Origin of the sequence: Pedobacter sp. HMWF019 (genome assembly GCF_003061025.1) — a bacterium.
Lineage (GTDB): Bacteria > Bacteroidota > Bacteroidia > Sphingobacteriales > Sphingobacteriaceae > Pedobacter.
Map to the genome: position 1 here is coordinate 1 of NZ_QAIL01000081.1, position 13147 is coordinate 13147.

At 41.3% G+C, this 13147-nt stretch carries 15 protein-coding genes; 6 read left to right on the plus strand and 9 right to left on the minus strand.

Annotation, left to right across the window (positions count from 1 at the left end; all coding sequences use genetic code 11):
- The 4 genes from DBR11_RS04945 to DBR11_RS29490 form a co-directional block, all read right to left on the minus strand.
- Positions 1-1982 (minus strand): SusC/RagA family TonB-linked outer membrane protein (locus tag DBR11_RS04945; RefSeq protein WP_158275211.1); only part of this gene is annotated, 1982 nt, incomplete at its 3' end.
- A 192-nt stretch (positions 1983-2174) separates the two neighbouring features.
- On the minus strand, positions 2175-3251 hold the full coding sequence (locus DBR11_RS04950) for a FecR family protein (protein WP_108550501.1): 1077 nt from the start codon (positions 3249-3251) through the stop codon (positions 2175-2177).
- Between the two features lie 66 nt (positions 3252-3317).
- A complete protein-coding gene (locus tag DBR11_RS04955; protein ID WP_108550502.1) occupies positions 3318-3875 on the minus strand; it encodes an RNA polymerase sigma-70 factor in 558 nt (185 codons plus the stop codon).
- Positions 3875-4045: a hypothetical protein gene (locus tag DBR11_RS29490; protein ID WP_158275212.1), complete on the minus strand. Its 171-nt coding sequence runs from the start codon at positions 4043-4045 to the stop codon at positions 3875-3877. The genes DBR11_RS04955 and DBR11_RS29490 overlap by 1 nt, the downstream gene beginning before the upstream one ends.
- A 42-nt stretch (positions 4046-4087) precedes the next feature.
- Here DBR11_RS29490 and DBR11_RS04960 point away from each other — a divergent pair, with 42 nt between their 5' ends.
- Together DBR11_RS04960 and DBR11_RS04965 are read left to right on the plus strand one after the other, a co-directional pair.
- The gene (locus tag DBR11_RS04960; RefSeq protein WP_108550503.1) at positions 4088-4492 is read left to right on the plus strand and encodes a hypothetical protein; all 405 of its coding nucleotides are present in this window, start codon (positions 4088-4090) and stop codon (positions 4490-4492) included.
- A gap of 47 nt (positions 4493-4539) precedes the next feature.
- Positions 4540-7146: a M4 family metallopeptidase gene (locus tag DBR11_RS04965; protein ID WP_108550504.1), complete on the plus strand. Its 2607-nt coding sequence runs from the start codon at positions 4540-4542 to the stop codon at positions 7144-7146.
- A gap of 89 nt (positions 7147-7235) precedes the next feature.
- Here the strand turns inward: DBR11_RS04965 and DBR11_RS29495 are convergent, their stop codons facing one another.
- Complete coding sequence (locus tag DBR11_RS29495) at positions 7236-7814, minus strand: hypothetical protein (RefSeq protein ID WP_158275213.1); 579 nt, start codon at positions 7812-7814, stop codon at positions 7236-7238.
- 14 nt (positions 7815-7828) lie between these two features.
- Positions 7829-8596, minus strand: coding sequence for a FecR domain-containing protein (locus tag DBR11_RS04980; RefSeq protein ID WP_108550507.1), 768 nt, complete (start codon positions 8594-8596; stop codon positions 7829-7831).
- Positions 8597-8716: 120 nt separating this feature from the next.
- Between DBR11_RS04980 and DBR11_RS04985 the strand changes: the two genes are divergently transcribed.
- Positions 8717-9118, plus strand: a complete 402-nt coding sequence (locus DBR11_RS04985; RefSeq protein ID WP_108550508.1) for a DUF6266 family protein — start codon at positions 8717-8719, stop codon at positions 9116-9118.
- A gap of 57 nt (positions 9119-9175) precedes the next feature.
- Positions 9176-9811, plus strand: coding sequence for a DUF6266 family protein (locus DBR11_RS04990; protein WP_108550509.1), 636 nt, complete (start codon positions 9176-9178; stop codon positions 9809-9811).
- Between the two features lie 27 nt (positions 9812-9838).
- On the opposite strand, the gene DBR11_RS04995 is transcribed toward DBR11_RS04990, so the two are convergent.
- Complete coding sequence (locus tag DBR11_RS04995; protein WP_108550510.1) at positions 9839-10189, minus strand: hypothetical protein; 351 nt, start codon at positions 10187-10189, stop codon at positions 9839-9841.
- 91 nt (positions 10190-10280) lie between these two features.
- Here DBR11_RS04995 and DBR11_RS05000 point away from each other — a divergent pair, with 91 nt between their 5' ends.
- Complete coding sequence (locus tag DBR11_RS05000) at positions 10281-10703, plus strand: hypothetical protein (RefSeq protein WP_108550511.1); 423 nt, start codon at positions 10281-10283, stop codon at positions 10701-10703.
- A 280-nt stretch (positions 10704-10983) separates the two neighbouring features.
- Here DBR11_RS05000 and DBR11_RS05005 read toward each other — a convergent pair whose 3' ends face one another.
- On the minus strand, positions 10984-11352 hold the full coding sequence (locus tag DBR11_RS05005; RefSeq protein ID WP_108550512.1) for a DUF6283 family protein: 369 nt from the start codon (positions 11350-11352) through the stop codon (positions 10984-10986).
- A gap of 783 nt (positions 11353-12135) precedes the next feature.
- Between DBR11_RS05005 and DBR11_RS29500 the strand changes: the two genes are divergently transcribed.
- Positions 12136-12381 (plus strand): hypothetical protein, encoded by a 246-nt coding sequence (locus DBR11_RS29500; protein WP_158275214.1) that lies wholly within the window; start codon positions 12136-12138, stop codon positions 12379-12381.
- Between the two features lie 39 nt (positions 12382-12420).
- Here the strand turns inward: DBR11_RS29500 and DBR11_RS05015 are convergent.
- Positions 12421-13147, minus strand: a 727-nt coding sequence (locus DBR11_RS05015) for a S9 family peptidase (protein ID WP_146186467.1), incomplete at its 5' end; no start/stop codon positions are given.

A 13147-nucleotide genomic window follows, 5' to 3' on the forward strand; every position in this document is an offset into this window, starting at 1 on the left:
GTATAATTTATCACTATCTGCGTAGTTGCCGCGGCAATATTGTTTACTATTGACGGTGAAGAAAACCCCAAAGCTGCCTCTAATAAGGCTTTTTGATCATTTTGCTGAAAAGTTGCTCCCAATAAAGATTCCAAAGTTCCACCGCCAATCTTTTTGGTGAAATTGATGGAAGGTTCTATAATCCAAGTTTTCACTCCACTGTTACCGAAAATATTCTGCCTTGAATTTGGAGGAATTGTAATGGCAGGATTGAAATTCGAATAAGAATTTATATTAGAAAAACTAGATCTAATATCAGTATAACCCATTCTATTATTGATTGAAAGTCCTTTTATTACTTCATAACTTAAACTTAGCGCTGTATTTAAGTTGTCCGTAATCGTAGTCGCTTTTTTAGAGGTAAGCCACAATGGATTTACCCACTTAGAATTTTGCCAATTCAGTGTACCATCTGCATTATAAATCGGTGGAGTGTTCGGCGCTAATAATATGTTTTGTGTAAAATCCGTCGCTGGCAGGACATTGTTATCATCTAAATAACCTACGGATATATTGCTGTGAAATTTTTTATTTTCACTCTCATGGTTAATACTAGCATGGCCTGAAGTCTTCAGGTCACGATAATCCCCAGGAAAAACCGTCCCCTCTTTTCTATAGGCGCCACCAAAAAGGAACTGCGTTTGAGCGTTACCGCCAGATACGGAAGCATTCGCATTGGTAATATGCGAAGTACCACCAATCAGTACTTTTTGCCAGTCCGTATATTGATGGATATTGCCCCATTGGCCATTTATATCATTGTCTGCTGCGGAAGGTGTAGCGCCATCATTTGCAAATGCCTGGTTACGCATGGCCAAATATTGCTCCGTCCCCATCAAATCTAGCTTATTGGAAATCTTACCTACGCCAGAGTTAAAATTTACATCTACTCTAGTTTTACCCTCTATCCCTTTTTTTGTGGTGATGAGGATCACGCCATTGGCCCCACGGGAACCATAGATAGCGGTAGCGTCAGCATCTTTTAAAACTTCTATTTTTTCAATATCATTTAAACCAATATTGGCTAAAGGATTTAAACTACCACCCGCACCCGCTATAGTAGTTCCTTGTGTTAAACTGGCAGAAGGAAAAGGAACCCCATCCACAATATATAAAGGCGCATTCGCATCACCTCTCAAACTGTTTTGACCACGGAGTTTGACATTAATTTGCGAACCTGGTACACCAGATGTCTGTTCAATATATAATCCCGGTACTTGACCTTCCAAAGCAATTAAAGGATCTCCGGTATTGTTCTTTCTTAGGTCCTCCCCACGTACTAACGTTACATTGCCGGTGTTCAGCTCTTTTGTAGTGCTATAATATCCCTTATTGATCTTCACCTCTTCCAGCTCACCAGCTTTACGTGTCAAATGAATGGTAATATACACGGAGCTGGCTTTAACCCTAACCGGTGCATAACCAATATAAGACACTTCCACATCCGTATTCTCTTCTACACCAGATAAGCTGAACTCTCCGCTGGTATTGGTTAAAGTAGCTTTGTTACCAGCCCTCACAGTTGCACCAGGTAAAGGCGTTCCGTCTTCATCCGTCACCTTTCCCTTAAAAGTGATCACCGAAAAAAAATCCTTTATCTTTTCTATAAAAGATTTGTCTTTTTCTTTGGGTTTGATGGTGATCACTTTTCCGTCAATTCTATAGCTAAAAGGCTGATCTTGAAATATGCTTTGTAAAGTTTTTTCGATAGAGGCGTTGTTTAAATTAATGGTTACCGGTTTGGCATTTTTTAAATATTCTGATTGAAATAAGAAGTTATAACCGCTTTGCTTACGCACCGCAGTCATTACTTCGCGCAGTGGCGCATTGGTATAACTGATGGTTACTTGCTGTCCATATACCGCTGCCGATACTTGGAGGCTCAGGGCTGTTATTAAAATAATGAGTTTCATCACTACAATGTATTTTAATAGTTTATTCATGGTGGTTACTTTCCGTCTATACATAGACAAAAAGCCATCATTGCATAAGTTGCAATAATTCATAATTTTGTAAGGTTAGTTGATACATTTGGTTGGTTAGTAGAATAGTCGATCTTGTAAAGCATTAACACATCCGGGGGTGTTCGTTGCACTCCCGGTTAATACCTCACAGCATCATGTTGTCGGTTCGTTTTATTTCTGAATGCTGATCCTCCTTCCTTCTATTTTGAAAATGATATGATTGTTTAGTTCAATGGCTTTTAAAAGTTCTGATAAGGGAAGATTGCGGGAAATTTCGCCGTCGAAGTAGATAGCAGGTAAGCCGGTATCATCTACCTGCACGTTATACCAACGGGCAATTTGTTGGAGAACATTGTTGAGAGGGGTATGATTAAAAATAAAAAGACCGTCCTTCCAACCCAGGTAATCAGAAGGATTGACCTGTATTTTTTCTAAAGAACTGCCGTTGTTAATGGCTTGTTGTCCGGGAATCAACACCGTTGTGAGATCCCGGGATGTAACGGGATGAAGCGGAGCAGAAAGGGAAACTTGTACCGATCCTTCGGCCAGTGTTGTTCTCACTGGTTCGTTAGGGTAACTCGATACGCCAAAATGCGTACCGAGTACCTTAACTGTTTGGCCGAGAGTTGCAACCACAAAAGGATGTTTAGCATCTTTGGTAACTTCGAAGTAGCCTTCTCCGGTTAAAGTTACCCTGCGCTCTGCCCCGTTGAACGTAACGGGATATTTTAGGCTACTGGCTGCGTTTAAATATACTTTAGTGCCATCGGGAAGGATAACCTGGTATTGGCCCCCGTTTGGGGTTGTAATGGTGTTTGTAGATGAAATGCCGGGAGTTGAGATAACGGTATATACCTTCTGGTTACTATCAAGCGGGATTTGCTTACCATTGGCCAGGGTTAATATAGCCTGGTTGCTTCCTGCTGGTATGTCATGGGCTTTGTTGTAAGCATAGGTAGATGATTGATTAATTTTTTGAATAAAGTAAATGGCACTGGTTGCAAGTATTCCAGCTATTGCCGCAGCACACGCCCATTTATGTACGGTTTTTAGCTTAAATGTCTTACGGTCCGTACCATTTACTCTACTCCAGATCTTTTTTTCTATGATGTTATAGGGTACCGGGGCGGGTTGCGGGGCAAATCCCTCCAGATGGTTGTACCAACTGTTTAGCAATGCCAGTTCTTCAGGGCTGCATTTGCCCTGGTTAAACTTTTCTAATAATTCGCTGGCCTCTTGCGGTGTCATGTTTTGGCTGTTATAAGGGTATGACAGGTAAGTGAAGGAGGATAGTTACACGTGATGAAAATATTTTTAAAAAAACCAAATAGAGAGTTTGGATTTCAGGATCTTCAAAGCGCGGCCCAATTGTGCATTCACCGTATGTTCGGAGGTATGGGTTACCGCAGCAATCTCTTTGCGACTCATGTTTTCATTGCGGCTCAGTTCAAATACTTCGCGCATTTTTTCCGGAAAACTGGCTACAGCTTTCTCTATGCGTTGTTTCAGGTCATTTTCCAATACCTTTTCATCGGTAGCATAACTGCCCTGGTTATAAAAGTCTGCTAGAGAATTAACGTATTTCTGCCGGTTGTTGTCTTTATCAAAATGGTTAATCACTCTGTTCTTTACAGACCTGTACAAGTAAGAAGATAAAGAGGTGTTGATGTTCAGATGCCCCATATGGGTAAGCAGGTAGGTAAAAAGGTCCTGTACTATATCTTCTGCGGCTTCATCATCCCGCAGCATTTTACGGGCATGGTCATAGAGTACTGCCCAGAAGCGTAAATAAACTTCTTCCAAAGCGGCCCTGTCCAGTTCATCTAACTTTACAGTCAGTTCTTGATCAGAAAGTTTGCGGTACACATTCATTACTCCGGGCTATAAACAAATCCATGCAACTGATAGGGTTCTACTAATTTACCTATAATAAATGCAAGGAACAAGGGCAGGTATAGGACAAAAAAATGATTTTTTTTCATTAACTGCGCATTAACGTCGGCATATCTATCTGAGCTGTAACTTGCTTCCCGATTGCTCATGTATTGTATTTTATACCCTAATCTTCGGCCTAATTTCTGTCTATGAATTATTTCTATAAACTTTACCTGCTCGTTCCTTTGCTTACCTTGATTTCCTGCTCAAAAGAAAAAGCTCCGCAGAACTATAACCTGTTAGGGATGCCCGAAGAAAAGATTAAGGAAATAACTATTGGGTATTTTGAAGTGGTATCTGTTGCTGGGGGAATAACCGGTTACCCTAGCTACCCAAAGAATCAGTATGTACGCATTACTGCCGATTCTATAAACTGGTATGATGGCAATACCAAACAATTCGTTTTGGCTTACACATGGGGCGCTATAAGCCTTTACGGCGTAGAGCGTTACGGTCTTACCCCTCATTATGTACCAGACCGGGTAGAGAACGGCAACCTCATACTTGTACAACCTACAGGTGAAATCACTGGATATGAATTGAAACGTATGTAGCCTCATTTCTCCCTCCCTCCAGATTTAAAAACCAATCATAATTTAGCATGAAGAAACTTCTACTGTTGTTACTGTGCGCAGGCCAGTACACCGGGCAATTGTATGCCCAAGACCCGGACCCAATGGGTGATACTGTCTTTATCCGTAGGGATAAAGCCGGAGCTATTGCCCAGATCAATTTTACACAAGACATGCATCTATCTCGTACCCTTAAAGACGAGGTAACACTGCTCAACAGTATTCTGAAGGCGCGCCCAGGTATAGATGAATACCGATTTTTGAAGAGTAAAAGCGACCAGAAAGGGTATACCCACAAAAAGTACGACCAATATTTTCACGGCGTAAAGGTAGAGGGTGCCCAGTTCATCACCCATAGCATTACCAGCATAGAGTCGGCCAATGGGAACACCAAAACCATTGCTTCAGATTTTAGTGCAACACCATCTGTAAGCGTAGACAGGGCTTTACAAATGGCTCTTGGTCTTGTAAATGCAAAGCGTTATTCTTGGAATGAAACGCCAACCGCTAAAAGCCTTAATAACGAACTGACACAACAGCCCGTAGGTGAACTGGTGATCACCGAATCATCCGCACAGGGTATAGACACCATTGCACTTGCCTGGAAATTTCACATTATGGCTACAGAGCCATTTAGTGACGAACTGGTGTACATTGATGCCCAAACGGGTAGTTTGCTTTCCAGAATTACGCAGGTAAGAACCATTAATACACCAGGTAGTGGATATACCTATTACAACGGTGTGAGGTCTATTGTTACAGATAGCTACGGGGGCAGTGGTTACCGGCTTTATGAGGTGAGAAATTCTGTAGTTCTGCATACTATGGATTTGGGTTACCAAGCCGCTACTTCCACTAACTTGGCCTCAGCTCCCGAATGGACGGATAATGATAACAATTGGACTCAGGCAGAACACGGTGGCTCTTGGGATGCGCTCTCTGTTCATTGGGCAGAAGAACAGATTAGAGATTATTGGACTTCGATGGGCAGATCGGGTACCAATGGCAGTGGAGGATCACCTACCGGTTATGTACATTGGAGTGTGCCTGTTAACTCTGGATTTATATCCAGTTTCAATGCTGTGGTATACGGTTCGCCCGGTGCTTATGGTGCTTATTACTTTAACCCAATGACTACTTTGGATTGTGCTGCACATGAAGATGCACACGGCATTGCCTATGCAGAGGTGAACCTTATCTATGCTAAAGAATCGGGAGCCACAGATGAAGGGATTGCAGATTTCTATGGCGCTGCAATTGAATCTGTAAAACTACCTACAGGGATTACCTGGTCCATGATGGAAGAAGCCGGTACAACGCCGCTACGGTATATTGATAACCCTAAAGCCTCTATCGTTCAACCGCAGCCCGATACCTATAATGGTCTCAATTACTATGCTACGGTAGGTTGTACTCCTTCTAGTGGTGGCAGTGGAAATGATGGCTGTGGCGTACATAGAAACATGAGTATTATCAGTCATGCACTTTACTTGGCCTCAGATGGTGGAAGTGGCACAAATGATCTTGGTAATGCCTACAGCGTAACCGGTATTGGTATCACACAAACCATAGCCATTGTGTATTATGCAGAGGTGAACTACATGGTATCGGGTAGCACATTTGCCAATTTCAGGGACAATGTGATCCAAGCAGCAAAAGTACTGTACGGTGCTGGAAGTTGCCAAGAGGTAGCCATGACCAATGCGCTTTATGCCGTTGGCGTAGGTTCAGCCTACGTACTTTCTGGCACCATGTCTACTGCACCCGCAGGCATATGCAGCTCTGCTACGTATAGCATAACAGGCGTACCCGCAGGCGCATCGGTCAATTGGAGTGTAGCCCCTACCGGCTCTGTAACACCTTCATCTGGTACAGGTAACTCCATTACCTTAACGCGTGTGAGCAGTTCAAATGCCACAGTGAATGTTACCGCGACTATTTCTAACGCTTGCGGTGGCTCTACCGCTGTAAATAAACAGGTGCGTGTTGGATTGGTTAATGATCCGGTGGCCAATGCCGTGGCGCATCCGTCAACATGCGGATGGAATATTAAGGGTAGTATGAACGCCACCGCAACCGCTTATCAAATGAGTACCGATGGAGGCACTACATGGATAACATGCCCTACAGCGTATAACGCCACATTGGGGGTTACAGAGTATTATGTATATCAGGATGTACCTGGTCCGGCCACGTATTCCTGTAAATTACGTGCGGTTAATCCATGCGGCACCACTACACCGGTTACCCGCAGTTGGACCGTAGCCCGACGCTCTGGGGATTGTTTGGAACGTAGGGCAAATCCGGATCTGAATAAGGATACGGCTACTAATTCTAAGCACATAATGCCAGATGAGGTTAAGTCGGTGTCGAACATTTCGTTAAAAGTTTATCCAAATCCAACAGCAGGCCAGGTTATTTGTGATTTAGGCGCTGTTCCTTCCAATAGTAAGGGCTTAAAGGAAATAAGAATGGTCCGTGTATTTTCCAGCTCAGGGGTAAATTACCAAAGGGTACGTTATCCTGCTACAACAACGAGGGTTACGCTTGATATGAGCAAAAATCCAGCAGGGAGTTATTGGATAGAAATTAGTGACGATACGCAGAAAGAAACGCGAAAAGTAATATTGCAATAATTTTAATTCTGTTGTAATTGCTTATACCTGAGAAAGAAAGAAGGCTCCCATTTTGGGAGCCTTTTATACTATTAACCGAAATACACCAATTATGAAAAACTGGCTATACTCATTTTAGAGCGTTTCTGCCACTCTTTCAACTTCTTCTTAAATGCTTTTTTCCTTTTGATTTCGCGCATTAATTTGATGTATATTATTTTCTCTTCCCTAATTCTATTTCGATCTAAAACATATATATAGGTTCTGCCCGCCATCAATGCTCTGGCAAAGCCTATAACGGCTGTGATGCCCAATACACCGCCAGCAGCCACTTTATGCGAATGAGAATAGTTTAGTGCAATCCAATAGATAGCCCCTACCACTACGATATGAAAAAAAATGATCCTGACTACACTTTTCTTCTTTCCATGATGAATCATATGCAAAATCTTCATCCCTATGAAACCGCAGGTCAATGGTACGGTATAAAGAGTGGCACCTAAACCAATGGCTGCACATTCGAAAGACATGCTCAATGGATTAAAGTCTAGTTTTTTGAGATTTGTCATTTGATCGCAACAGAACAGGATATAGGTAAGTACTGGATACATGGGCGGCAGGGCCACCAAAACGTTCTTCCACTTTACGCTATACATGTCTAATAACAATAGCTTTGTTAGAAACTTCATGTGGAGAGGCTTTATTAATGTAGTGCTTTGGCAAATACTGTACTATCGTTAATGATGGCGAAGTTTATTTGGCTATTCAAGGTGCTATCTTCAATAAGGTAGGACTTTGATTGTGTAATGTCTAAATGTATCGGTCCGATCAGATTTGGCTCGTCGTACCGATCGTAATACACATGAAGGGCATACATTCTACTCATTAGCCTACATAGCTCACCAAAGGGAACGGATGTGAAATCATAATAACCATGTATCCAGGTAACTTTCAGGGTGCTATCATGTACAAAGGTATAACTTTCATATTTAGATACTGTTCCGGAGTAACCTGCTTTCCATTTGCCGCTTGCCCAAGCGGCGTTTACTTCCAGGCTGCCGTTTATTACGGTTAACCTAGCTGGTGGATAAAATGTGCCGTATCCAACGTACTTTACACCACTTTTTGCTTCTGAATTGTCATAGTTGAACTCTGCGTCTTTGGTGATCAGGTTCATACTATCATGGGTCATTACAAAGTCTGTATTGGCCTTGTTGTTTACAATGACATAAACATTTCCGTCCACCTGTATGGATCGTTTAAAGTTCTTGGTAGCGTAAGTGACATAGCTTTCTGCATTGAGGATAACGGTACTGCTATCGGGGAGTACTATTGTTTTCCTTTGGGCGGGTCCTGTGCTAATGGTGGTCAGGTACTGCGTGCTGTTCGGGTCTTTTTTGCAGCCGGACAGACACAGGGAAGCCAAAAGCAAACCTTTCAGGGTGTGTTTTTCACATGAAATCTTAAACATAATATATCAAACTACATGAGGTAACGAGCCGCGAAAATAGTACTCCAAAAATTGAAATCAGTTAATACGAAGTTAATGTATGGGTGTTGTAACTTTTAGTGTTGTTACATCGTTTTATGCTTGTATCCTGGTGATAGTTTAAACGCCCATTGCATTGAGGGGACACCGCCCAGCTTTGAAATCAATCACCTGCAGGTGTCCTTTAGCCGGGGTAAATTGGTAGGTCCAAACGGCAATTCTATAGAATCTGTGCCAGGTGGCAAAATCAAATTTGAATGGCTGGCTAGTGCAGTGGCTTCGCCCCTGAGCAATCCGGCAGATCAGCTCACAATTATGGTATATAACCCGACAAAGAAGCTGTTTGTTACTTTGGTCAATGCGGCGCTCCGCTCTGCACTGACGTATACACTGACTTGCCCAGCGGAGTTTGTGGGTGATGATGTATATGGGTATTTATCTTTTGTGGGTATTAACGGCAAGGTGAGCAACAGTAAATTTGTTGGCACCGTTGCTATTTTGTAATTCTGGTAATGATAATGGGGCTATGCAGGGGTAGCCCTATATCTTCAAATCAAATATATGGCACGTTTAACAAAAGGCTTATTTAGCGCCTTAACGGGTATATGTGGTGGAGTAGAGGTGTACCAGTCCAGAGGACAGGTCATTGTCCGGTCCTGCAAGCGCAAAAGCACAAAGCCTGCTAGTATAAAACAACTAGCATCCAGGCAGAAAATGGCTGTGGTGAATCAGTTCTTAGGCAGCATTACTCCTTTTATCAAATCTGGCTTTGCGGGTGTGGTGACAGGCAAGGCTATAACGGCTTACAATGCGGCAGTGGCTTACCAACTCAGAAATGGAGTTATGGGGGCTTACCCTGCCTTTGCATTGGATTATACAAGGCTGCGGGTGTGTGAAGGTCCGCTTGTGATTACAGGGAGCAATGCTGCGGTTACTTTGAACGGTGATGATCTGGTTTTTAACTGGTCCCCGGTGTTGACTTACCCCCACTGTAATGATCATGTGTTGCTGCTGGCTTATGCGCCTGCCTTGCAGCAGGGCGCATTTAATCTTTGCGGGGCAAAGAGGTCTACCGGCTTGGAGGTGTTGCCCCTACCTGATCAGAGCTGGACCGGGCAGGTGTTGGAAACTTACCTGGCTTTCATGGAAGAGAATAGTTTGGTATGTAGTAACAGTGTGTATACAGGTAGGCTTTAATATGTTACAAGCCGGATTGAATAATATTCAATCCTTTGGCAGCGTATCTTCAAACGTTTTATGTTGTGGCCCTACAATCTGAATGTCCTTCGCGTTTTCGCATTTAAAAAATCGTAGTCTCAATGCCAAATTATGCCCTGAATTTAATTGATTATGCAAATATCCAATACAATAATCTTTATGGGAAAGATGGCACCCCATTACTCTGAGTTCTTTTACTGGGGTATATTTTAGAGGATCGGGATCAGGTATGATATCGCCTAATTTTTCGTGTAGCTCTTTGGAATATTCACCAGGTATCTCGTAAGGGTTTGTACTCACTTTCCACGGACATTTAGCGCATTGCTTGGTGAGCGTCAGTTTAAATTTTTCACTCATGAAATCTGATAGTTTTGCAATTTGTTACACAAGATACAAAAAGGTAACACAACAGGATATGATTTGCTAATATTTTTAGCATATTTGTTCCGTGAATTTGAATTTGGGAGAATATTACAAAGTTACATCGGCGGTGGCAGAGGGTTACGAGCAGATACACGGCCCTTTTTCTTTTGTGGTCAGGATTTATGAACTGAGCAGGGCAACAGGTACGCCGCTTACGCCCATTTCAGGAGATCTTACACTTAGATTGATCGAGTGGGAACCGATGAACGGCTGGCGGGATGATCCTTGGTTTGCGGCTTACAGCATGGCTACAGGAAATACCAAGTATGGAGAAATGTGCATGAAGGTGCCGCCGGATAAAGTGCATGAAGTCAACTGGTCTCCTGATCTGATTAATGGCTCCGGGCGTTGGTATGTGCCTGATCTTTTTAGATGGCAGCATCTGTTTTTATACCTGGTCCGTCATGATGCAGTAGAATGGTTAGAAAATTATAAACCATCTAAATAGAATATTCCTGAAATAAGTTTGTTCGCCTGCCGCGGGCTTGCGTATGAGGAACAAATGCCTTTTTCGGCCTAAGCACTTCTATAAGCATGATCAGAAAAGGCATTTATTCCTAATACACCGATATTCGTTTGCTTTATTTGATGAGCAGATGGAGGTAATATGAAATTAGATAACAGCGGAGTTTATTATCTTCAGGGAGATCAAATCCTATACCTTTTCCTTTTGTTTATATTTATACTTCTAAAGATGGACTAGGGGCAGTTTTCAAACTGTCCTTTTTTTATTTCTCTGATACATGGTTATCTGGTTGTAGTATATCCTCAAAGGCGGCGTGCTGTGGTCCTACTACTTTTAAATCTTTCAAGTTTTCGCAGTTTATAAATTCTACTCTTAATGCCAGGTTATGGCCCTCACCTAATTGGTTGTGAAGATACCCGATGCAAAAGTCAGACGGCGATTTGTGACAGCCCATCACTTCACGTTCTTGATCTGGATTGTAGTTTATTGGATTGGGATCAGCTATTGTACTGGCTAAGTCTTGGTGGAGTTGTTTGGAATATTGCCCTGGTAAGTCTTCGGGTTTTATGCCTACTTTCCACGGGCATTTAGCGCATTGTTTGGTAAACTTTAATTTAAACTTTTCACTCATTAATTATTATTTTTCTCATAAAGAATACACAATATACAAAATCAATAACGGGTAGAAAAATTTACGATGTACACTGCGATAATAGGTAAGCGGTGTTTTGTAGTTTTATACTATCTCCTATGCTAACTTCAGCAATAAATTAATGGTACATAGATGTATAGGGCAATATTTATTGCCCTTTCCTCTTTCTCCTAAAAAGTATTCTCTATCTCTCATGTACACTGCAATATTATTGTAGTGTTGGCTTGTACCTTTGGATTGAAAGAAATTGTAACCCAACATTTAAATCAGTGAAAAAATCTATTGTAAAACCTCGTCAGCTTTATTCATGATCTGGTTTGGGGCGAATTGCAACGCCTCCTACCGGATGTGATCTTTCATAGTAATAAATTTTGTGGATTAACTGAGTCTGGGTTATGTACAGGGATTGGTGAGGGTCATCCAATACTTACCGTCCCTGTATAGATCCGGGAAAACAGTAATGTTTATGCTTAAAGGAATATTATTAGCTAATGGAAAACCGTAATTCTACAGTTATAAATTCAACAAAAATTACTATTCAAAATTGCCTTTCATAAACTGGCTTGGGTGATGAACATTACCCTACCAGGTATGATAAAAATATGGGTATTTCGATTGGTATGCTATAATGATCCGGATCATGTAGCTACCCATTCGGAACACTGATCACAAATTCTTTTTCGTACGAAAGAAACGGGGGTAACCGAAAACCCGATGAATAGAGTAGGTAAAATCTTTCTTAAACACATAAATTTTAATTTTATGAAAAAAGCCAAATTATTCCTGGCTGCAATAGCAGTAATGGCAGTTGTTGGTGGCGTATATGCTGCTAAGGCTAAAAGAAGTACAGACACTATTTTTGTTAAAACAACAACAACTACTAATGTTTGTACCGTTCCTTTGACTTTCCGCACATTATCACCAACTGGTCCATTTGTTACTACAACATATGCAACTTTAGTTCAAGGTGCTACTTGTACACTTACACCAATCTATTCAGGTGAATAATTAACACTAAGGGGCCAAGATTTGGCCCCTTAACATTTATCAATTTGATAGGATACCTGGATTTATATGGTTAATCATCCAGGGTGGCATTATTTGACCTTTCAAATAATAATCAAAATAACTCTTTACTTTATCCTGAAAATCTAATTGATTTCTTTCAATTACAAGTGCATGTGTCTCATCTTTATATTGTAATAACCAAGCATGTTTTTGCAAACTTCTAAGTTGTATGAATAAATTCAGACTTTGCGTTACTGGTACAGCATTATCCTTTTCATTATGAAGAAGTAATATTGGAGTAGAAATTTGATCTGTAAAAAGTATCGGAGAGTTTCTAATGTACCCTTCTTTGTCATCCTCTAAACTTCTTTCCATAACATAGGCTCCATTTCTTAGGTAATCTTGTTTAGATTCTCCCATTTCCCAAGTTTCATTATAACCTTGAATTATATTTGACGGTCCAGCTCCTACCAGAGCAGCTTTAAACTTATTACTATTTACTAGAATATAATTCGTTTCATAACCTCCGAAGCTATGACCACTAATAGCCATTTTAGAAGTATCTACATACTCCAGAGTCGATAAATAATCTACTCCGGCCATAACGCTATTTAAAGCTGCTTGCCCTGGCTGTCCTGATACTCTGTAAATATCTGGTTTAAAAAAAAGATAACCATTACTTACCAGTAGTGGAATATTTAAACCTGTACTTGTTGGCTCTGGTGAATAAAACTTATTTAACGTATTGGTCTGATCAATGTAATAG